Here is a 20,496-nt window from a genome sequence, read left to right as displayed (position 1 = left end):
ATGCAAGTCTGGGGAGTCGTGTTGGCGGCGTTGGCGCTGGTCGCCGGGCCCGCGCGCGCGGACACCACCGCGCCGGAGACCGCGCCGGCGCACTACACGCTGCAGGCGCGGATCGATGCCGACGGCACGCTGCACGCGCGCGTGGCGATCGAGCTGACGGCCGAGGCCGCCGCCGCGCCGGTGTCATTCCTGCTCGGCGAGCGCTTCGCGATCGATCGCGCCGATGCCGGTGCCGGCGGCAACGTGGCGATCGCCGCCACCGACAAGCCGTTCGCCGGCCTGCAGAAGATCACCGCCCAGTTCGCCGCGCCGGGGCCGGCGCGCCTGGAGCTGGACTATTCCGGGCCGCTGACCGGAGGGGCGAACAGCGTGGCGGCGTTCGCGGAAGACCGGATCGAGCTTTCCGTCGACAACATGTGGTTCCCGGTGCGCGAGGACATCGGCCTGCAGTTCACCGTCGACGCCACCTTCCAGGGCATTCCGGCGGACTACGTGTCGGTCTCGCAGGGCGAACTGGCGCGGACCGACGACGGCGCGGTGCGCATGGTCCGCACCCGGCCGGACATCGACCTGCCGCTGATCGCCGCGCGCGGGCTGCAGCGCGAGATCCTCTCCGGCGCCGAGTTCCACGCCGTCGATCCGGACGGGGTGCTGACCTCGCTGTTCCGCAAGCACGCGGCGCAGGCGGGCGAGTTCTTCCAGGCGTGGTTCGGCCCGCTGCGCGAGCCGTTTCGCATTGTGGTGGTCTCGCGCGAACAGACCATGAGCTACGTGCGTTCCGGATACATGGTGCTCTCCGACGGCGGCGCCGCCGCACGCGAAGCGGCCAAGCAGGACTTTCCCGAGGCCAACCCGGCCCGGCACATCGCCCACGAGTTCGCCCACGCCTGGTGGTCGCCAGCCGATGCGCTGACCGAGCACTACTGGCTGTCCGAATCGGTGGCCGAGTACGCCGCGATCCGCTACGTCGAGGCGACCTTCGGCATCGCCGACGCGCAGCGGCTGATCGAGCGCATCCGCGAGCGCGGCGAGGCCGCCGGCCCGGTCATCGGCCACGGCCGCCCGAGCGCCGACCAGCTGTACCGGCGCGGCCCGCTGCTGCTGTTCGAACTCGAGGAGGCGGTCGGCCGCGCCGCCCTGGATCGGGTGCTGGCGACCCTCGGTCGCAACCCACCGCGCGAGACCGCGCAGTTCCTGCAGGCGCTGGCCGCCGAGGCGGGCGCGGACGCGGCGGCCGGCTTCGACGCGGCGCTGCGCAGCGACGGGCCGCTCACCGCGGATGGCGAAGCGGGCGCGGACGCCCCGTAGCGGACGCCGGCCCCTTGGCGACGATGCGGCCGGCGACAAGACCCGCTTACGATAGACACCCCCTCTACGTACGGACAGCTGACAACATGGCCGTCGACAACATGGATGACCCGAAGATCTACAGGATCGACGCCTTCACCACCGAACCCGGACAGGGCAATCGCGCCGGCGTGGTCACCGACGCCTCGGGCCTGGACGAGGCCGGCATGCAGGCGATCGCGCATGCCCTCGGTCATTCCGAGACCGCATTCGTGCTGCCGCCGCCGGGCGACGATCACGATCTGTACCTGCGCTTCTTCACCCCGAGCCACGAAGTCCCGGTCTGCGGCCACGCCACCGTCGCCGCGCACTACGCGCTGGCGCTGGAGGGCGCGCCGCCCGGGATCCGGCGCCAGCTGACAGGCGCCGGCGTGCAGATCGTCGAAACCCTGCGCGACGGCGACGACACCGTCGTCCGGATCGCCCAGAGCCCGCCGGAATTCGCGCCGCCGCTCGCCCCGGACCTGGTCCGGCAGGTGCTGGCGGCGCTGGGCGTGGAGACCGGCGATCTCGACTTCCGCTGTCCCTTGCAGGTCGTCTCCACCGGTCACGGGAAACTGATGATCGGGCTGGAACGCCATGCGCGCCTGCGCGCGCTGCAGCCGGACCTGGCGCGACTGGCGGCGCTGAGCCCGCAGGTGGGCAGCAACGGCTATTTCGTGTTCACGCTCGACACCGCCGACGATGACGATGCCGGCAGCCACGGCCGCATGTTCGCGCCGGCGATCGGGATCGACGAGGACCCGGTCACCGGCAATGCCAACGGACCGCTCGGCGCCTACCTGGTGCGCTACGGCCTGCTGGCCGCGCGCGATGGCGAGGCGCGCTTCCGCGCCCGCCAGCGCGCGGGCGACGGACGCCACGGCCATGTCGATGTCACGGTGCGGGTCGACGGCGGCGCACCCGTCGCCGTGACGATCGAGGGCCGGGCCGTGCTCGGCCAGCGCTACGCGCCGATCGGCACGCTCTCGTAGAGCCGAGCTTGCTCGGCTGCACGGGCTCCGGAGCCGACAGCGGAGCAAGCTCCGCTCTACGATCAGCCCAGGCGCAGCCGCGTTGTCCAGAGCCCGGCTGCGGACGCATCGGGGCCGATCGACACTTCAGGCGGCATCGGCCTCGCCCAGGGCCGGCGATTCCGCTTCGACTCCCCGGCCAGCGCCTCGCGCAGTTCGCGCTGGCGGCGCATCAACCCGGCCGCGCATACCGCCGACAGCTGCCGGATCGCAGCGAAGCCATCTGCTGCCCCGGCCGGCCGCCAGCACTATCCACCACGGCGGAAGCGGCTGGAGCGACCGTCGGAGCCCAGGGTTTCCAGCGCGGCCACCCGTCCCTGCGCGTCGCGCTCGAAGCGGACGCGCAGGCCCGGATCGTCGGCCACCGCGAACAGGTCTTCGCCGAGCGGCACCAGGTACTGCGGCGGGCGCCGGCCATTGCGCAGGAACAGGCGCTCGTCCAGCGTGCCGACGGCGACAGGTCCGTAGTCGCCGGTGTAATCCTCAAACGGCGCCGACCCGAACGGCGCGGCTTGCGCGCGCAGCGTCTCCAGCACCCAGCGCGCATCGACGGCATCGGCATCCGGCAGGTCGCGTTCGAGCATCGCTTCCAGCGCCAGCACCCTGGCGGTCGACAGGGCATCGGCGGGAGCCACGGCCACGTCCGGCTGCACGCCGTCGCCTTCCCAGTTGCGTCCGGTGACGGGGCTCACCGGCGAGCCGGTGGAGACGAACACACGGAAACCATGGCCGGCCTCGAACTCCGCGCCGGGATTGGCGGCGCCCGCGGTCGCCTCGCCGACCACGGTGGCGCGCCCGGCATTCTGCAGGGTGTAGGCGAAGGCTTCGGCCGCCGAACCGGTGCGGGCGCTGGTCAGCAGGTAGAGCGGCGTGTCCAGCCGCGGCGTGGGGTACCAGTCGCCCGGCGCCTCGCTGGTGGTGCCTTCGCGGGCATGGAAGACGTTGTAGATGTCCGCGCCGCGGGGCGTGAACGCACTGGCCAGGTAGCCGACCATCGCCGGCGAGCCGCCGCCGTTGCCGCGCAGGTCAATGACCAGCGCATCGGCGTGCGCGACCAGCTGCAGGGCGGCCTCGATGGCGCGGCGGGCCGGCGGCGCCGGCGCCTCGAAGTCGAAATGGGCGAACTGCCGCAGGTCGATGTAGCCGACGTTGCCGGGCAGCACCTCGACGCGGCGGACGCCGTAGTTGCCGCGGCGATCCCGGTCCAGCGGCGGCGCGGACGAAGCGGGCGAGTCCCCTCGGTGTTCCGGCACGGACGCCGGCTCCGGCGACCAGCGCACCGAGAAATGGCGGTCGATCGGTCGCAGATGGCCGGTGAGCGCCGTGGCCAGATCGCGTGGATCGCGCAACGCGTCGAACGTCCCCTGCGCCGCGTCGGCGCGCAGACGATCGGCGATCTCCTTGCCGCGGGCGGGATCGTAATAGCGCGCCTCCACCACCTGCGCCACGCCGGCCACATGGCCGCGCGGATCGGCGGCGGCGGCAGTCGCAGTCGCGGCGACCAGGCAAAAGGCGATGAGGCGTCCTGCAAGGCGTGCGGCATTCGGCATGGCGATGACTCCGGGATGGGATCGTCGGACCCGGCGGATTGGAGACCGGGCGCGGACGCCGTCGAGAGGGCCGCCGGGCCGTCGTCGTGCAGCGGAGCCGGCGGTTCCGTCGGGGCTTTTCGAGAAAGATGCGGCAGCGACGCAAACCGTCGCGACTCGACCCACGGCGGCTGGCCGTGCCGCAGGGGAACGGCGGCAGGCGTCGGGTTGGCCATTGTTGGCGGCGATATCCGCCGACTACCGCTCACGCGGCCGGGCGGCTAGGCGACGTCGGCCTCGTACAGCGCCAGCAGTTCGGCTTCCGCCTTCTCCAGCGCCGCGCGCAGTTCGCGCTGGCGCTGGCCCAGCCTGGCCGCACGCGGAGCGTCGCCGGCATAGGCCGCCGGGTCGGCCAGTCCGGCCTCCACCGTGGCGATTTCCGCCTCCAGCTCGGCGACGCGCGCCTCGGTCCGCGCCAGCCGGTGTGGATTGATCTTCGGCTTCGTCGCGGCCGGCTTCGCCGGCACGGCGGCGGGCGTGGCCGCCGCGGTGGATTTCGCGCCGCGGTCCTCGCCGGGACGGCTGCGCAGCCAGGCCGCGTAGGCGTCGAGGTCGCCGTCGAACGGTTGCACCACGCCGTCGGCCACGCGCCAGAAGCTGTCGCAGACCAGGCCGATCAGGTGCCGGTCGTGCGAGACCAGCACGATGGCGCCGTCGTAGTCGCTGAGCGCCTCGGCCAGCGCCTCGCGCATGTCGAGGTCGAGGTGATTGGTGGGCTCGTCGAGCAGCAGCACGTTGGGTTTTCGCCAGGCGATCAGCGCCAGCGCCAGCCGTGCGCGCTCGCCACCCGAGAAGTTGTCGATGCACTCGAACGCGCGGTCGCCGGGGAAGTTCCACTTGCCGAGGAAGTCGCGGAACGCCTGGATGGCGGCGTCCGGCGCCAGCTCGCGCAGATGATCGATCGGCGAGGTACCCGCCTTCAGCGCTTCGACCGTGTGCTGGGCGAAGTAGCCGATGCACAGGTCCGGGTGCGCGGCGCGCTCGCCGGCCAGCAGCGGCAGTTCGCCGACCAGCGACTTGACCAGGGTCGACTTGCCGGCGCCGTTGGCGCCGAGCAGGCCGATGCGGTCGCCGGGCTCGAGGCCGAAGCCGACGCCGCGTAGTACGGCCACGGGAGGGGTTTCAGCCGAGGAACGAGGAACGAGGAACGAGGAACGAGTGTTCTTCGTCGCCGCATCCGCCGCGGGCACGGCCTGCACACTCGTTTCTCGTTCCTCTTCACTCGTTCCTCGACTTGCATAGCCGCAATCGGCATCGTTCAGCCGCAGCAGCGCGTGCGGCAGCTTCTGCGGGACGGGCAGTTCGATGCGCAGCTCGCGCTCGGCGCGCACCGCCTCGGTCCCGGCCAGCTTGGCCAGCCGCTTGATCCGCGACTGCGCCTGCCTGGCCTTGGTGGCCTGGGCACGGAAGCGGTCGATGAAGCTCTGCAGGTGCGCGCGCTCGGCCTGCTCCTTCTCGTGCGCGATCTGCTGCTGGCGCAGGTGTTCGGAGCGCTGGCGCTCGAAGGCGGTGTAGTCGCCGACGTAGAGCTTGGCCTTGCCGTCGTGCAGGTGCAGGGTATGGGTGGCGACGTTGTCGAGGAACTCGCGGTCGTGCGAGATCAGCAGCAGCGTGCCCGGATACTTCAGCAGCCACTGCTCCAGCCACAGCACCGCATCGAGGTCGAGATGGTTCGTCGGCTCGTCGAGCAGCAGCAGGTCGCTGGGCATCATCAATGCCCGCGCCAGGTTCAGGCGCACCCGCCAGCCGCCGGAGAACGCGCTCACCGGCCGCTGGTGGGCCTCGGCCGCGAAGCCGAGGCCGTGCAGCAGCCTGCCGGCGCGCGCGGTGGCGTCGTAGCCGTTGAGCTCGGCCAGGCGGTGGTGGGCCTCCGCCACCGCCTCCCAATCCTCGGCGGCGGTGGCCTCGGACTCGGCCCGCAGCGCCGCGGCCACCTCGACATCGCCGGACAGCACGAAGTCGATCGCCGCGTCGGGCAGCGAGGGCGTCTCCTGCGCGACGCTGGCGATGCGCACCCGGTTCGGCACGTCCAGGTCGCCGCGGTCGGCCTCGACCTCGCCGCGGATCGCCGCGAACAGCGACGACTTGCCGGTGCCGTTGCGGCCGACCACGCCGAGCCGCCAGCCCGCGTGCAGGGCCAGGTCGACGTCGGACAGCAGCAGGCGTTCGCCGCGGCGCAGGGCGAAATTACGGAAGGCGATCATGGACCGACCATTCTATTACGTCCGGCGCGGCGGCACTTCACTCACGGTGCGGCGGCCGCGCCCTGCTCCCTCTCCCCCGCTCGCGGGGGAGAGGGCTGGGGTGAGGGGGCGACGGAGCCGGATGCTGTCAGTAGAGCCTGGAAAGATCGAGTGCTGGAATGTCAGCGGCCTCGTCCGAATCGATTCGGTAACCAGGCATCGCCGTCTCCGGCGCAGCCGTCACCCATCCGTCGAAACGTGCGCCATTTCGCGCTGCGGACCATCCGCCGGGCGGTTGAGGATGTAACCGTTGACCCATTCAGGGTGAGGTGTTACAGCGAGGTGACATCCTCCGAAACACCACGATAAGCAAAGGAGTCTCCCCCCTCATGCAACGCCGCCCCCTCGCGCTTGCCCTCGCCTTGGCGCTCGCCTCCCCCGCCGCACTGGCGCAGTCGCCGACCGCGGACGAACCCGCGCCGCGCGATCGCGCCACCACCCTCGACACCCTGATCGTCACCGGCACCCGCGTCGCCGACCGCACGGTCGCCGAATCCGCGTCGCCGATCGACATCATCTCCCCGGAAACGCTGGAGTCCACCGGCACGGTGGAACTGGCCACGGCGCTGTCGCGCGCGCTGCCCTCGCTCAACTTCCCGCGCCCGGCAATCACCGACGGCACCGACGCGGTGCGCCCGGCGCAGCTGCGCGGCCTGGCCCCCGACCAGGTGCTGGTGCTGGTCAACGGCAAGCGCCGCCACACCACCGCGCTGATCAACCTCAACGGCAGCCAGGGCCGCGGCTCCTCGCCGGTCGACCTCAACGCGATCCCGATCGCCGCGATCGAGCGCGTGGAGGTGCTGCGCGACGGCGCCTCGGCGCAGTACGGCTCCGACGCCATCGCCGGCGTCATCAACATCGTGCTCAAGGGCAGCGACGCCGGCGGCAGCATCGCGGCGCGCTACGGCCAGTACAGCGCCGGCGACGGCGAGCAGTACCAGGTCTCCGGCGACGGCGGCATCGCGCTGGGCGAAGCCGGCTTCCTGCACCTGGCCGCGCAGGCCGGGCACCAGGACCAGACCGATCGCGCCAGGCCGTTCCAGGGCACGCCCACGGCCAGTTCGCCGCCGCTGGGCGCGGTGGTACAGCGCTACGGCGATCCCGAGGTCGACAGCCGCGCCGTCTCCTACAACGCCGAGATCAGCCCGGCCGAAGGCGTGGTGTTCTATTCCTTCGGCACCTACAGCAAGCGCGATGCGCTCTCCAACGGTTTCTTTCGACCCGCGGGCGACAACCGCAACATTCCCGAGATCTATCCGGACGGCTTCCTGCCCAACATCCGCAACATCGCCGACGACCGCGCAGGCGTCATCGGCCTGCGCGGCACCACGGCGGGCGGCACCGGGATCGACATCAGCTTCAACCACGGCATCAACCACCTGACCTTCGACGTCGAGAACAGCCTCAATCGCACGCTCGGCCCGACCTCTCCCACCAACTTCCACGCCGGCGCGCTGGAAGTCAGCCAGAACGTGCTCAACCTCGACTTCAACAAGATCCTGGACGTCGGCCTCGAATATCCGGTCGCCGTCGCTTGGGGCGCCGAATGGCGCGGCGAGAAGTTCAACCAGAGCCCGGGCGAGCCGGCCTCCTACGCCGATGCCAACCTGATCCTGCCCGACGGCAGCCGCGCCCCGCCCGGTGCGCAGGTGTTCCCCGGATTCCAGCCCTCGAATGCCGGCCAGCACGACCGCCACAGCTACTCGTTCTACCTCGACGCCGAGGCCGATCTGGGCGACCGCTTCAGCGCCGGGCTGGCGGCGCGCTACGAGAACTACAGCGACTTCGGCAGCACTACCTCGGGCAAGCTGTCGGCGCGCTACGCCATCAGCGACGCGGTGGCGCTGCGCGGCACCGTCTCCACCGGCTTCCGCGCGCCCTCGCTGCAGCAGCAGCACTTCCAGTCCACCTCGACCAACTTCATCGGCGGCGTGCCGTTCGAGGTCCGCACCTTCGCGGTCGACGATCCGGTCGCGGTCGCGCTCGGCGCCGAACCGCTCAAGGCCGAGGAATCGACCAACGTCAGTCTCGGCCTGGTGCTGCAACCGGTGGATGCACTGTACGTCACCATCGACGCCTACCAGATCGACATCGACGATCGCATCATCCTGTCGGAAAACCTGGTCGGCGATGCGGTCCGTGATTTCCTGGAAAGGCCGGAAATCGGGATCTTTGGCGTCAACGGCGGCCGCTATTTCACCAACGCCATCGACACCCGCACCCGCGGCGTCGACCTGATCGGCACCTACCGCTGGGCGCTGGGTGCGGGGAACCTCGATTTCACCGCCGGCTTCAACTACAACGACACCGACATCCGGCGCATCGCCCCCAATCCGCCGGAGCTGGAAACCGGCGATCTCGATCTGGAGCGCATCGGCCGTGTCGAGCAAGGCCGGGTGACGGTCGGTGCACCGTCGGACAAGCTGTTCCTGTCGGGGGTCTGGAACAGCGGATCCTGGACGCTCTCCGCCGCGGCTACGCGCTACGGCGAGTTCGAGGTACTCAACGGCGATCCGGCCCGCGACCAGACCTTCGGCGCCGAGTGGACGCTCGACGTCTCCGCCGCCTACGCCATCGGCGGCTGGGATTTCACGGTCGGCGCCGACAACGTGTTCGACGCCTATCCGGACGAGGTGATCTTCGTGAACTCGAACTCGGGCCAGCTGCCCTACAGCGCGGCCTCGCCGTTCGGCTTCAACGGCGCCTTCGCCTACGGCAGGATCGGCTACCGCTGGTAACGGCGGTACGGACGGCGCGCACGCGATGACGCCCGGGCCTGCACCCGGGCGTTATCGTTTCCGTGCCAACATGTTTTCCCAGTGCTTTCCGTGGCGATCGCGCGCCGCCGGCGCCAGCGGCGCCGCATCCACCGGGAGACCCGATGCCGCACGACATCTCACTGATCTCCATGCTGTGCGTCGGTTTCGTGCTCGCGTTCGTGCTCGGACTGATCGCCCAGCGCCTGCGGCTGTCGCCGCTGGTCGGCTACCTGGTCGCCGGCATCGTCGCCGGCCCGTACACGCCCGGTTTCGTCGCCGATCAGGCGCTGGCGTCGCAGCTCGCGGAGATCGGCGTGATCCTGCTGATGTTCGGCGTCGGCCTGCATTTCTCGTTGCGCGACCTGATGTCGGTGAAGGCGATCGCGCTGCCCGGCGCCATCGCGCAGATCGCGGTCGCCACCCTGCTCGGCCTGGGCCTGGGCGAATACCTGGGCTGGACGCACGGCGCGTCGCTGATGTTCGGCCTGGCGCTGTCGGTGGCGAGCACCGTGGTGCTGCTGCGCGCGCTCGAGGACCGGCGCCTGATCGAGAGCGAGCGCGGGCGGATCACGGTCGGCTGGCTGATCGTCGAGGACCTGGCGATGGTGCTGGCACTCGTGCTGATCCCGGCGCTGTCGGGTGCACTCGGCGGCCAGGACGCCGATGGTGGCCGCAGCCTCTCCGGCACCCTGCTCGTCACCCTGCTGAAGGTCGGCGCCTTCGTCGCGCTGATGCTGCTGGTCGGGCGCCGGGTGATCCCGTGGATCCTCGAGCGCGTCGCCGGCACCGGCTCGCGCGAACTGTTCACTCTCGGCGTGCTGGCGATCGCGATGGGCGTGGCGTTCGGCGCGGCCGAGCTGTTCGGCGTGTCGTTCGCGCTCGGCGCGTTCTTCGCCGGCATGCTGCTCAACGAGTCGGAGTTCAGCCACAAGGCCGCCGCCGATTCTCTGCCGCTGCGCGACGCGTTCGCGGTGCTGTTCTTCGTCTCGGTCGGCATGCTGTTCGATCCGGCCATCGTCCTTGAGCGCCCGCTGGAGGTGCTGGCGACCTTCTTCATCATCGTGTTCGGCAAGTCGGCGGCGGCGTGGGCGATCGTGCGCCTGTTCGGCAAGCCCAACTCCACCGCGCTGACCATCTCCGCGAGCCTGGCGCAGATCGGCGAGTTCTCCTTCATCCTTGCCGGGCTCGGGCTGTCGCTGGAGATCCTGCCGGCGGACGGCCACGCCCTGATCATCGCCGGCGCGCTGCTGTCGATCGTGGTCAACCCCTTCATCTTCACCCTGCTCGACCGTTGGCAGGCGCGCGAGGACGCGCGAGCCGCGGCGTTGCGCCCGCCCGAGCCCGAGGCGCCGCCGCTGGACATCGAAGGCCATGCGATTCTGGTTGGCTACGGCCGTGTCGGCAGTCAGCTCGCCGGCTTGCTGCAGGCGCGCGGGGTGCCGCTGGTGGTCGTGGAGGAAGATCCCGATCTGGTGGCCAGGGCGCGCGAGGCCGGTCTGCTCGCAGTCCGCGGCAACGTCGCTTCGGAGAAGGTCCTCGCCGAGGCGCTGCCGGAACGGGCAAAGATGGCGATCTTCGCCATTCCGCGCGCGCTCGAGGCCGGCGAGACCATCGCCCGGCTGCGCGAGATCAATCCGGAACTGAGCATCCTCGCCCGCGCCCATAGCGACGGCGAGGTGAAGCACCTGCTCGCGCACGGCGCCGACGCCGCGGTGCTGGCCGAACGCGAACTGGCCTATTCGCTGTCGGAGATGGTGATGTCGACGCCGCCGTACCGCCCCGCTCGCACGGGCGCGGCACCGAAGCCGGCGGCACCGGGCTGAGCACGGGCGAAAGATGCGCATCGCCCTGCTCACCGGCGCCGGCATGTCCGCGGAAAGCGGCATTCCGACGTTCCGCGATGCGCTCACCGGCTTGTGGGCGCGCTTCGATCCGCAGCGGCTGGCGACGCCGGAAGCCTTCCGGGAAGACCCGGCGCTGGTCTGGGGCTGGTATCGCTGGCGCGCGGCGCGCGTTCGGAACGCGCGCCCCCACGCCGGCCACCATGGCGTCGCCGCACTCGAAACGCTCGGGCACGCGGTCACCGTGGTCACCCAGAACGTCGACGACCTGCACGAACGCGCCGGCTCGTCACGCGTACTGCACCTGCACGGGCGGCTGCTGTCCTCGCGCTGCACCAGCTGCGGCGCCCGCATGGCGCCCGATCCGATCGCGCATGACTTGCCCGAGGGCGTCAGCGAGGGTGCACGCGAGGACCCGCCCGCCTGCCGAGCCTGCGACGGCGGCCGCTTCCGCCCGGACGTGGTGTGGTTCGGCGAGCCGTTGCCGGAGGACGCATGGCGTGCAGCGCAGGAGGCCATCGCAGCTTGCGATCTATTGCTTGTGGTCGGCACCTCGGGGCTGGTGCACCCCGCCGCCGCCCTGCCGTTGCACGCACTGGCGCGGGGGACGCCGGTGCTGGAGATCAATCCGGCAAGGACGGCGCTATCGGCGCAGGCCGATGCCGCTTGGCAGGTTCCGGCCGCCGCCGGCATCGAACGGCTGCTGGCGCGACTGGAAACATCGCCCGAAGCGGGTCCGCGGATGCTCATCGGGCACTGTCCTCGCCGATAGAAGCGCAGCCTGCAGCGTAGAGCGGAGCTTGCTCCGCTGCTCCGGTTCCGGAGCCGGTTCTGGTTCCGGAGGCGGGAGCAGCCGAGCAAGCTCGGCTCTACGTGCGTGGATGCTTCGCGGCCGGCCGCTGTGCCTGCAGGTACGGGGCCAGCCGCGGATGCCGGAAGCCGAATCCGACCTCCGTCAACCGTTGCGGCAGCACGCGCTGCCCTCCCAGCAACAGCGTCGACATCTCCCCCAGGGCCAGCTTCAACGCCGGTGCCGGCACCGGCAAGAACACCGACCTGCCGACAGCATGCGCGAGCGCGGCCGTGAATTCCGCGTTGGTGACCGGTGCGGGCGCGGTCAGGTTGAAGACGCCGCGCGGCCCCGCGGACGCCGCGTCGCCCAGGTGCAGCCCGATCAGGAAACGCACGGCCTCCACCCAGTCCTCGCGCGCGATCCAGCTCAGGACCTGCGTGCCGTCGCCCAGGCGCCCGCCCAACCCCAGCCGGAACGGCGGCAGCAGGCGCTTGAGCATGCCGCCGTCGGGATGCAGGGCGATGCCGGTGCGCAACAGCACCACCGGCACGTCCAGCGCCTCCGCCTCGAGCGCGGCGGCCTCCCATTGCGCGCACAGCCGGTGCGCGAACTCGTCGTGGAAGTCGCCGTCCTCGGTCAGCGGCGTGTCGCCGCGGTTGCCGTACCAGCCGACCGCGGAACCGCTGAGCAGCACCCGCGGCTTGTCGGTACAGGTGCGCATCCAGTCCAGCAGCGTCCGCGTCGGCCCGAGCCGACTGTCGATCAGTTCGCGCTTGCGCGCCTCGCTCCAGCGCCGGTCGGTGATGCCGGCGCCGGCCAGATTGACCACCGCGTCCCAGGCATCCTCGGGGGCGAGCGCGCCGTATCCGCACACCTCGATGGTGTCCGGCGCGCGCGTCCCACCCGGCGTGCGCGACAGCCAGGTCACCGCGGCGCCGTCGTGCACGAGCCGTTCACTCAGCGCCGAGCCGAGGAAGCCGCTACCGCCCGCGATCAATACCCGCATGCGTCACCTCCCGCGCCGGCCGGGTCGAATCCCGCTCGCCAGGATCGCCTGCCGGGAGCACATTGCAGCAGATCGCCGGTCAACCTGCCGTTACGGCCGCTTTCCACATCGATCACAAACCGCCAGCCATCGTCGCGCTAGGCTCGGGCACCATGCTGAGCCTGTTGCGGCCCATCCTGTCCCTGCTGTCCGGCGTCGCCCTGCTGCTGCTGGGCAGCGGCCTGCTCAACACGCTGATCCCGCTGCGCGGCAGCCAGATGGGTTACTCCGACGCGCTGATCGGCGGGCTCACTTCGGCCTACTTCGCCGGCTTCTTCCTCGGCACCTTCGTCGCGCCGTCGCTGGTTCGTCGCATCGGCCACATCCGCGCGTTCGCGTTCTACACCGCATGCTGCGCCTGCGTGGTGCTGCTGCACACGCTGAGCGCGGACCCCGTCCTGTGGCTGCTCGCGCGGCTGGGGCTCGGGACCGCCCTGGTCGGTCTGTACACGGTGATCGAGAGCTGGCTCAACGCACAGACCGAACCGCAGCAGCGCGGGCAGGTGTTCGCGGTCTACATGGCGGTCAACCTGGGGGCGCTGGCGCTGGCGCAGCAGCTGTTGCACGTCGAGGGCGGCGCGGACTTCATGCTGTTCGTGTTGGCGGCGCTGCTGGTCTGTACCGCCAGCCTGCCGGTACTGCTGACCCGGCAGGCGCAGCCGCAGCTGCAGCCAACGCCGCGTCTGCAACTGCGGCGGCTGCTTGCCGCGGCGCCCACCGCCAGCGTCGGCGCGCTGTTCTCAGGGCTGGCGATGGGTTCGCTATGGGGGCTGCTGCCGGTGTACTTCAGCCGCCAGGGCATGGATGCCTCCGAGGTCGGCATGTCGATGAGCGTGGTGATCCTGGGCGGCGCCGCGCTGCAGTGGCCGTTGGGCCGGCTTTCCGACCGCCATGATCGTCGTTTCGCGCTGGCGCTGGCGTGCGCGGCGGCCTGCATGTTCGCCGTGCTGATCCCGATGCCGATGCCGTTCGCGGGCATGTCCTGGGGACTGCTCTTTCTCTACGGCGGCATGGCGTTCTCGGCCTATCCGATCGTGGTCGCGCACCTGCTCGACCAGCTGCCGCCGGAGGACGTGCTCGCGGCCAGCAGCAGCGTGCTGCTGGTCAACGGCATCGGCGCGGCGATCGGGCCGCTGCTGGCCGGCCTGCTGATGTCGACGCTGGCGCCGGCCGCGCTGTTCGGCTGGTTCGCACTGCTGCAGGGGAGCCTGGCGGTCTACGCCGGCTACCGCTATCAGGCGCACCGCCGCAGCCACGTGCCGGGCGCGCCGTTCTTCGCGATGCTGCGCACGACGCCAGCCTCTCTGGAGATGCTGGCGGAGCAGCCGGACGCCGCGCTCGGCACCGGCAACGACGCATCGTCCGCGCAGCGGCCGGAACGATAGCGAACGGTGAACCATCGGTCCGGATTTCGCCCGCTGCGCTACGGGTGGCGCACAAAAAATTGACATCTCCTTCACCGGCAATACTGCACAGCAACCGGGCGAATCGACGATTAGGACTCCACACGACGTTCCGAGTGCACCAGGCATTCCAGGAACACGCCTACAGGAAGAAGCCATGCCCGCCTCCGCTGCATCCGCTTCATTGCGCACGATCGCGATTTTCGAATGGACCAAGGGAGGCGCCGCCCTGCTGCTGGCGTCCGGGCTCCTCGCGCTCGGTCCGGATAGACTGCACCACGCCCTCGAACATCTCGCGGCCAGGCTTCACATCGGACGTACCGATGGCCCGTTCGCATGGGTCGATCGGCATGTCGATCACCGGGATCTGGATATCGTCGCCATGCTGTGCGGCCTGTACGCGGCCTTCCGCCTGGTCGAGGGTTGGGGCCTCTGGCGGAACATGGACTGGGCGATCTGGCTGGGCCTGATCTCGGTCGCGGCCTATCTGCCGCTCGATGTCCTGGCGGCCATCAGGCATCCCGGTATTTCGAGTTCCGCCCTGCTCGTGTTCAACCTGGCGGTTGCCGCAATACTGGCGGCCAGGCTGAATATCCATCGGCCGGGCACGTGACCGGACAACTGAACCCGTGTACGGGAAACCGAAATGACGCCATCGGGATGAAGCCGGCGGCTCGCATCTGTGCACCGCGATGCCATGCACACAGCACGATGCGCCTGCGGCGCTTCGATACCCATCGCCGTAGTGCGACTTCGGCGCAGGATGTCGCGCAGATCAAGGGGCAACGATCTCAAGCCTTGCGGAATACCAGCCGTCCACCCTCCGCCTCGACCGCGATCGCGTCGCCGCTGCCGAATTCGCCGGACAGGATCTTCGAGGCCAACGGGTTCTCCAACTGCTGCTGGATCGCGCGCTTGAGCGGCCGGGCGCCGTAGACCGGGTCGAAACCGACGTTGCCGAGCAGCTCCAGGGCCTGCTCCGAGATTTCGATGCGGATGCCGCGCTCGCCCAGGCGCTTTTCCAGGCCGCGCATCTGGATCCGCGCGATCGCCTTGATCTGCGGCTTGTCGAGCGGGTGGAACACCACGATATCGTCGAGCCGGTTGATGAACTCCGGGCGGAAATGCGACTGCACCACGCCCATCACCGAGGCTTTCATCTGCGTGTACGCCTCCGGACTGTCGTCGCCGCCGATCTCCTGGATCATCTGGCTGCCGAGGTTGGAGGTCATCACGATCACGGTGTTGCGGAAATCGACTGTGCGGCCCTGGCCGTCGGTCAGGCGGCCGTCGTCGAGCACCTGCAGCAGGATGTTGAACACGTCCGGGTGCGCCTTCTCCACCTCGTCGAGCAGGATCACGCTGTACGGCCGGCGGCGCACCGCCTCGGTCAGGTAGCCGCCCTCCTCGTAGCCGACGTAGCCCGGCGGCGCGCCGACCAGGCGGCTCACGGCGTGCTTCTCCATGAACTCGCTCATGTCGATGCGCACCATGGCGTCGTTGCTGTCGAACAGGAACTCCGCCAGCGCCTTGCACAGCTCGGTCTTGCCGACGCCGGTCGGGCCCAGGAACAGGAACGAGCCGCTGGGACGGTCCGGATCCGACAGTCCGGCGCGCGAACGCCGCACCGCGTCCGAGACGGCCTTGATCGCCTCGTCCTGGCCGACCACGCGCCCGTGCAGGGCATCTTCCATCTTCAGCAGCTTGTCGCGCTCGCCTTCAAGCATTTTCGAAACCGGGATGCCGGTCCAGCGCGCGACCACCTCGGCGATCTCCTCGGCGGTGACCTTGTCCTGCAGCAAGGTGAAACCCTGGGTCTCGGCCTCCTGCGCGGCGGCCAGCTGCTTCTCCAGTGCCGGCAGGCGGCCGTACTGGATCTCGCTCATCTTCGTGTAGTCCTGCTTGCGCTGCGCGGCCTCGAGTTCCAGCCGCGCCTGCTCGATCTGCTCCTTGAGCTTCGTCGCCCCCTGCACCGTAGCCTTCTCGGCCTTCCACACCTCCTCGAGGTCGTTGTACTCGCGCTCCAGCACGCCGATCTCCGCCTCCAGGTCCGCCAGGCGCTGCTTCGACTCGGCGTCCTTCTCCTTCTTCAGCGCCTCGCGCTGGATCTTGAGCTGGATCAGGCGGCGCTCCTTGCGGTCGAGCTCCTCGGGCTTGGAGTCGATCTCCATGCGGATGCGGCTGGCGGCCTCGTCCATCAGGTCGATGGCCTTGTCCGGCAGCTGGCGGTCGGCGATGTAGCGGTGGCTGAGCGTGGCCGCGGCGACGATCGCCGGGTCGGTGATCTCGACGCCGTGGTGCACGGCATACCGTTCCTTGAGCCCGCGCAGGATGGCGATGGTGTCCTCGACGCTCGGCTCGCCGACGTACACCTTCTGGAAGCGACGCTCCAGCGCCGCGTCCTTCTCGACGTACTTGCGGTACTCGTCCAAGGTGGTAGCGCCGATGCAGTGCAGCTCGCCGCGGGCGAGCGCCGGCTTGAGCATGTTGCCGGCGTCCATCGAGCCTTCGGCCTTGCCGGCGCCGACCACGGTGTGCAGCTCGTCGATGAACAGGATGATCTGGCCCTCGTTCTTGCCCAGGTCGTTGAGCACCGCCTTCAGACGCTCCTCGAACTCGCCGCGGAACTTGGCGCCGGCGATCAGCGCGCCCATGTCCAGCGACAGCACGCGCTTGCCGCGCAGGCCTTCGGGCACCTCGCCGTTGACGATGCGCTGCGCCAGGCCCTCCACGATCGCGGTCTTGCCGACGCCGGGCTCGCCGATCAGCACCGGGTTGTTCTTGGTCCGCCGCTGCAGCACCTGCACGGTGCGGCGGATCTCCTCGTCGCGGCCGATCACCGGGTCGAGCTTGCCGCTCTCGGCGCGCGCGGTGAGGTCGATGGTGTACTTCTCCAGCGCCTGTCGCGCTTCCTCGGCGTTCTCGTCCTGCACCTTCTCGCCGCCGCGCATGGCGTCGATCGCGGCGTTCAGCCGGGCCTTGTCGGCGCCGGCCGCCTGCAGCGCCCGGCCCGCCTCGCCGCGATCCTCGAGCGCGGCCAGCAGGAACAGCTCCGAGGCGATGTAGGCGTCGCCGCGCTGCTGCGCCAGCTTGTCGGTGACGTTGAGCAGGCGGCCCAGATCGTTGCCGACCGAGATGTTGCCGGCCTGGCCGGACACCTTCGGCAGCTTCTCCAGGATCTCGCCCAGGCGCTCGCGCAGCAGCGGCACGTTGACCCCGGCCTGCGACAGCAGCGGCCGGGTGCCGCCGCCGGACTGGTCCAGCAGCGCCACCAGCAGGTGCACCGGTTCGATCAGGTTATGGTCGCGCCCGACCGCCAGCGACTGCGCGTCGGCGATCGCCTGCTGGAAGCGCGAGGTGAGCTTGTCCATGCGCATGGACCTGTCTCCGCAATTGAGAAAAGGCATCGCCGGCCGGGCCGGCGCACGCCTCGTAGATGCGGCCGGACCGCTCGGATACAAGCGCCGCTGTGGCGAAGAAACTCGCCCGCGGCAAATTTTCCGGCAGCGGCGCACGGGCCTGCCTGGGCCCGTTCACGCTCGAAAAATCCCTGGCGGCGCCGGACGGATACGCGATCCGCACCCGGCTCGACGCCGTCGCACCAATGCACGGGCCGCACGGCTACAGAAAACGGTGACGATGCTCCGGCGCCGGCGGCATGCACGACGGCTTGCGGCCGAACCAGCGATACCGGTTGCGCGCCAGACCGCGATAGCCTGCATCGCGCAGCGCGCGCGGGATCAGGCGCAGCACCGCCGCCGTCCGCCAGGGGCCGCCGAGCCCGGCCAGCACCCGGATGATCGCGTCGCTGTCGGTATGTGCGCCCTGGCCGTCCAGCAGCAGGAACGTCAGCGGATCGTCGGGATCCAGCCCATGCTGCGCCAGCAGCGCTCGCCCGGATTCGTTCTGCATCGCCGCGAACCGGAAGCGCTGCCCGCGATCGCGCCCGAGCAGGAACCGGACCCAACCGCTGCACAGCACGCAGACGCCGTCGAAGACGATGATGGCCGGATCGCCGGGCATGCGCTCAGGCCGGCTCGAGCCAACCTTCGTAGCGGATCAGCGGGCCGACCAGCGGCAGCGAGGCCTCGACCAGGAATTCGTAGCGCCCCTCGTGCTCGCGCTCGCGGCAACGCACGTCGCCGAACCACGACACCGGCAACGGCAGCACGCCGAACAGGCGCACGCCGACCGTGTTCCAGTAGAGCACGCCGCCGTTGACGTGCAGCGCGAAACGGAACCGCACCGGTCCGAGGCGCTCGACGAGCCTGTCGCCGTCGAACCACAACCGCGACGACATCCGCGCGCCGCCGAAATCGCGATGCCAGACCTCGCCGCGTTCGTCGGTCACGAACTCGACCGTGGTCGGCGCGTCGTCCGCGCTGCGCGGCAGGCCGGCGATGACCGCGCACAGGCGGGCGAGCGGATTGCGGCCGCGGACGATCGTCGCCCTGCCGGCGTAACGGCTCCGGCCGTGGCCCGCGTGCAGCGCACGCAGCGTCGGCGGCAACGTGAAGAACGGCGCGCCAAGCAGTTTCTGGAACAGGGTCGGGGGCATCGCACATCCTGTCGTCGGCCGGAAGCCGGGCGAAGCATAGCGCCTGCGGCCGTCGCGGCGGGACGACTACGGCACAGAACGAGCGCCGCTGATGCGGAAGGCCGGCCGCCCGGCACCGGCGATCCGCAAGCCGCTTTTCGTAGGAGCGCGCGATGCCGCGGGCGCTTCCGGTATCAGCCATCGGCGGCTCGCGCGCGAGCCGGAAGGCGCGTCGGTGTCCGGAATCCCGTGGCGGCGAAGTGCCCGCGGCATCGCGCGCATGGCGCGCTCCTACGGAGGGCGGCGCCTATTGCGCCGCGCGCTTCGCTTCGCCCTGCAGGGACAGCAGCGCCAGCACGACCGCCAGCGCGGCATAGGCCCCGGCGAACTGCCAGGCGATGGTCCGGCGCAGCCCCTCCAGCTCCCACGGCAGGTAGATCGCGCCCTGCGGATGCACCGAATGGATGATGCCGAACGCGGTCAGCGCGGCGGCCAGCAGCAGGCAGCCGACCGCGCGCCGCGGGCGCGCATCGATCATCGCCACCAGGATCGTCGCCCACAGCATCGCGGTGATGATGAAACCGTTGCCGAGCACCACGATCGTCGCCAGTTCCGGCAGGCCGTGGCCGTCGACCGAGGCATACAGTTCGGCGAAGCGCTCCGGCGCGATCCAGGCCGGATTTCCGAACTTGATCGTCAGCAGGTAGGCCACCGCCGGCAGGAACGCCAACGCCACCGCGATCGCGTGCTCGCGGCGGGTGCTGTGGAAGGCCTGCACCGAGATGTCGACGCCGACGTAGACGATGATCGGCGCCAGCACCGCCAGCGGCAGCCACTGCACCAGCCCCGAGACGATGCCGAGCATGCCGCCCAGGCCGATGAACAAGCCGGTCAGCAGCGTGTAGCCGCTGCGCGCGCCCATGTGCTTGTAGGCCGGCTGGCCGATGTAGGGCGTGGTCTGCGCCACGCCGCCGCAGACGCCGGCCACCAGCGTCGACACCGCCTCGACCAGCAGCACGTCGCGGGTGCGGTAGTCGTCTCCGGCCGCGCGCGCGCTTTCGCTGACGTTGATGCCGCCGACCACCATCAGCAGCCCGAACGGCAGCAGCAGCGACAGGTAGGGCACGGCGGCCGGCAGGCCTTCGAGGAAACCCAGGCTCGGCCACGGCAGCACCGGCGCCAGCGGCACCGTCCGCGGCAGCGCGAACCCCGGCAGCGCGCCGGCCAGCCCGAGCCCGTAGTACAGCGCGAGGCCGACCAGGAACGCGAACAGCACGCCGGGGATCCGCAGCGGCAGCCGCCCCTTCGCCACCAGCGCGTACAGCAGCAGGCCCAGTGTGACCAGGCCGACCACCGGCGAGCGCAAGGTCTCGACCAGCGGCAGGAAGCCCAGCAGCACCAGCGCCGCGCCGCCGATCGAGCCCAGCAGCGCGGCGCGCGGCACCCAGCGGGTGATCGCGTCGCCGGCGAAGGACAGGACGAGCTTCAGCGCGCCCATGATCACCAGCGAGGCCATGCCCAGCTGCCAGGTGGCGATGCCGGCCGCCTGCGGATCGAGCCCCCGCGCGCGCATTCCGGCGAACGCCGGTCCGAGCACCAGCAGCGCCATGCCGATGCTGGTCGGCGCATCGAGGCCGAGCGGCATCGCGGTCACGTCGTCGCGTCCGCTGCGCGCCGCCAGCCGCCGCGCCATCCACGTGTACAGCAGGTTGCCGACCAGCACCCCGAGCGCGGTGCCGGGGAACATGCGGCCGAACACGATCTCCGCCGGCACGCCAAACAGGCCGACCAGCGCCGCGGCGATGAAGCCGAGGATCGACAGGTTGTCGACCACCAGGCCGAAGAAGCCGTTGAGGTCGCCGGGGACGAAGAGCCGTGATTTGTGATTCGCTATTGGTGATTCGGTGGATGGCGGCATCGACGCGG

General features: G+C 70.5%; 15 protein-coding genes. 8 read left to right on the top strand and 7 right to left on the bottom strand.

Annotated features, from left to right (window positions below; genetic code table 11):
* Both AB5T46_RS01355 and AB5T46_RS01350 read left to right on the top strand, forming a co-directional pair.
* The gene (locus AB5T46_RS01355) at nucleotides 1–1,308 is read left to right on the top strand and encodes a gluzincin family metallopeptidase (RefSeq protein ID WP_370562016.1); all 1,308 of its coding nucleotides are present in this window, start codon (nucleotides 1–3) and stop codon (nucleotides 1,306–1,308) included.
* Nucleotides 1,309–1,394: 86 nt separating this feature from the next.
* Complete coding sequence (locus AB5T46_RS01350) at nucleotides 1,395–2,321, top strand: PhzF family phenazine biosynthesis isomerase (RefSeq protein ID WP_370562015.1); 927 nt, start codon at nucleotides 1,395–1,397, stop codon at nucleotides 2,319–2,321.
* Between the two features lie 287 nt (nucleotides 2,322–2,608).
* On the opposite strand, the gene AB5T46_RS01345 is transcribed toward AB5T46_RS01350, so the two are convergent.
* On the bottom strand, nucleotides 2,609–3,910 hold the full coding sequence (locus AB5T46_RS01345) for a S41 family peptidase (protein ID WP_370562014.1): 1,302 nt from the start codon (nucleotides 3,908–3,910) through the stop codon (nucleotides 2,609–2,611).
* A 260-nt stretch (nucleotides 3,911–4,170) separates the two neighbouring features.
* Complete coding sequence (locus tag AB5T46_RS01340) at nucleotides 4,171–6,153, bottom strand: ABC-F family ATP-binding cassette domain-containing protein (protein ID WP_370562013.1); 1,983 nt, start codon at nucleotides 6,151–6,153, stop codon at nucleotides 4,171–4,173.
* Nucleotides 6,154–6,521: 368 nt separating this feature from the next.
* On the opposite strand from AB5T46_RS01340, the gene AB5T46_RS01335 reads away from it, so the two are divergent.
* The 3 genes from AB5T46_RS01335 to AB5T46_RS01325 all read left to right on the top strand — a co-directional run bounded on the left by AB5T46_RS01335 (nucleotide 6,522) and on the right by AB5T46_RS01325 (nucleotide 11,564).
* Nucleotides 6,522–8,930 carry a TonB-dependent receptor plug domain-containing protein gene (locus AB5T46_RS01335; protein ID WP_370562012.1) on the top strand — a complete coding sequence of 803 codons (2,409 nt, stop codon included), beginning with the start codon at nucleotides 6,522–6,524 and terminating at the stop codon, nucleotides 8,928–8,930.
* Between the two features lie 143 nt (nucleotides 8,931–9,073).
* On the top strand, nucleotides 9,074–10,774 hold the full coding sequence (gene ybaL / locus AB5T46_RS01330) for a YbaL family putative K(+) efflux transporter (RefSeq protein ID WP_370562011.1): 1,701 nt from the start codon (nucleotides 9,074–9,076) through the stop codon (nucleotides 10,772–10,774).
* Between the two features lie 13 nt (nucleotides 10,775–10,787).
* Nucleotides 10,788–11,564: an SIR2 family NAD-dependent protein deacylase gene (locus AB5T46_RS01325; RefSeq protein WP_370562010.1), complete on the top strand. Its 777-nt coding sequence runs from the start codon at nucleotides 10,788–10,790 to the stop codon at nucleotides 11,562–11,564.
* 97 nt (nucleotides 11,565–11,661) lie between these two features.
* On the opposite strand, the gene AB5T46_RS01320 is transcribed toward AB5T46_RS01325, so the two are convergent.
* Nucleotides 11,662–12,591, bottom strand: coding sequence for a TIGR01777 family oxidoreductase (locus tag AB5T46_RS01320; RefSeq protein ID WP_370562009.1), 930 nt, complete (start codon nucleotides 12,589–12,591; stop codon nucleotides 11,662–11,664).
* A gap of 152 nt (nucleotides 12,592–12,743) precedes the next feature.
* On the opposite strand from AB5T46_RS01320, the gene AB5T46_RS01315 reads away from it, so the two are divergent.
* Together AB5T46_RS01315 and AB5T46_RS01310 are read left to right on the top strand one after the other, a co-directional pair.
* On the top strand, nucleotides 12,744–14,015 hold the full coding sequence (locus AB5T46_RS01315) for an MFS transporter (protein ID WP_370562008.1): 1,272 nt from the start codon (nucleotides 12,744–12,746) through the stop codon (nucleotides 14,013–14,015).
* A gap of 175 nt (nucleotides 14,016–14,190) precedes the next feature.
* On the top strand, nucleotides 14,191–14,646 hold the full coding sequence (locus tag AB5T46_RS01310) for a DUF2127 domain-containing protein (protein ID WP_370562007.1): 456 nt from the start codon (nucleotides 14,191–14,193) through the stop codon (nucleotides 14,644–14,646).
* 178 nt (nucleotides 14,647–14,824) lie between these two features.
* Here the strand turns inward: AB5T46_RS01310 and clpB are convergent, their stop codons facing one another.
* Entirely contained in the window at nucleotides 14,825–17,410 is a 2,586-nt protein-coding gene (gene clpB / locus AB5T46_RS01305) for an ATP-dependent chaperone ClpB (protein WP_370562006.1), read from the bottom strand.
* 92 nt (nucleotides 17,411–17,502) lie between these two features.
* Between clpB and AB5T46_RS01300 the strand changes: the two genes are divergently transcribed.
* Nucleotides 17,503–17,670 (top strand): hypothetical protein, encoded by a 168-nt coding sequence (locus tag AB5T46_RS01300; protein WP_370562005.1) that lies wholly within the window; start codon nucleotides 17,503–17,505, stop codon nucleotides 17,668–17,670.
* Here the strand turns inward: AB5T46_RS01300 and AB5T46_RS01295 are convergent.
* From AB5T46_RS01295 to AB5T46_RS01285, 3 genes are all read right to left on the bottom strand, one after another.
* The gene (locus AB5T46_RS01295; protein WP_370562004.1) at nucleotides 17,655–18,056 is read right to left on the bottom strand and encodes a thiol-disulfide oxidoreductase DCC family protein; all 402 of its coding nucleotides are present in this window, start codon (nucleotides 18,054–18,056) and stop codon (nucleotides 17,655–17,657) included. The two genes, AB5T46_RS01300 and AB5T46_RS01295, sit on opposite strands and share 16 nt — an antisense overlap.
* A gap of 4 nt (nucleotides 18,057–18,060) precedes the next feature.
* Nucleotides 18,061–18,591 carry a DUF4166 domain-containing protein gene (locus AB5T46_RS01290; protein ID WP_370562003.1) on the bottom strand — a complete coding sequence of 177 codons (531 nt, stop codon included), beginning with the start codon at nucleotides 18,589–18,591 and terminating at the stop codon, nucleotides 18,061–18,063.
* Nucleotides 18,592–18,877: 286 nt separating this feature from the next.
* The gene (locus AB5T46_RS01285; RefSeq protein ID WP_370562002.1) at nucleotides 18,878–20,488 is read right to left on the bottom strand and encodes a SulP family inorganic anion transporter; all 1,611 of its coding nucleotides are present in this window, start codon (nucleotides 20,486–20,488) and stop codon (nucleotides 18,878–18,880) included.
* Nucleotides 20,489–20,496: the final 8 nt, after the last annotated feature.

Source organism: Luteimonas salinilitoris, from assembly GCF_041300785.1.
Classification (GTDB): domain Bacteria; phylum Pseudomonadota; class Gammaproteobacteria; order Xanthomonadales; family Xanthomonadaceae; genus Luteimonas; species Luteimonas salinilitoris.
Note: the sequence above shows the minus strand (reverse complement) of the source record. Positions and strands in the feature narration are given on the sequence as shown.

Excerpts from the sequence above, each read along its gene's own strand:
- AB5T46_RS01320 (WP_370562009.1), bottom strand. The coding sequence starts at position 12,591 with ATGCGGGTATTGATCGCGGGCGGTAGCGGCTTCCTCGGCTCGGCGCTG.
- AB5T46_RS01310 (WP_370562007.1), top strand. The coding sequence starts at position 14,191 with ATGCCCGCCTCCGCTGCATCCGCTTCATTGCGCACGATCGCGATTTTC.
- AB5T46_RS01350 (WP_370562015.1), top strand. The coding sequence starts at position 1,395 with ATGGCCGTCGACAACATGGATGACCCGAAGATCTACAGGATCGACGCC.
- AB5T46_RS01290 (WP_370562003.1), bottom strand. The coding sequence starts at position 18,591 with ATGCCCCCGACCCTGTTCCAGAAACTGCTTGGCGCGCCGTTCTTCACG.
- AB5T46_RS01345 (WP_370562014.1), bottom strand. The coding sequence starts at position 3,910 with ATGCCGAATGCCGCACGCCTTGCAGGACGCCTCATCGCCTTTTGCCTG.
- AB5T46_RS01285 (WP_370562002.1), bottom strand. The coding sequence starts at position 20,488 with ATGCCGCCATCCACCGAATCACCAATAGCGAATCACAAATCACGGCTC.
- AB5T46_RS01295 (WP_370562004.1), bottom strand. The coding sequence starts at position 18,056 with ATGCCCGGCGATCCGGCCATCATCGTCTTCGACGGCGTCTGCGTGCTG.
- AB5T46_RS01335 (WP_370562012.1), top strand. The coding sequence starts at position 6,522 with ATGCAACGCCGCCCCCTCGCGCTTGCCCTCGCCTTGGCGCTCGCCTCC.
- AB5T46_RS01315 (WP_370562008.1), top strand. The coding sequence starts at position 12,744 with ATGCTGAGCCTGTTGCGGCCCATCCTGTCCCTGCTGTCCGGCGTCGCC.
- clpB (WP_370562006.1), bottom strand. The coding sequence starts at position 17,410 with ATGCGCATGGACAAGCTCACCTCGCGCTTCCAGCAGGCGATCGCCGAC.
- AB5T46_RS01355 (WP_370562016.1), top strand. The coding sequence starts at position 1 with ATGCAAGTCTGGGGAGTCGTGTTGGCGGCGTTGGCGCTGGTCGCCGGG.
- AB5T46_RS01325 (WP_370562010.1), top strand. The coding sequence starts at position 10,788 with ATGCGCATCGCCCTGCTCACCGGCGCCGGCATGTCCGCGGAAAGCGGC.
- AB5T46_RS01340 (WP_370562013.1), bottom strand. The coding sequence starts at position 6,153 with ATGATCGCCTTCCGTAATTTCGCCCTGCGCCGCGGCGAACGCCTGCTG.
- ybaL (WP_370562011.1), top strand. The coding sequence starts at position 9,074 with ATGCCGCACGACATCTCACTGATCTCCATGCTGTGCGTCGGTTTCGTG.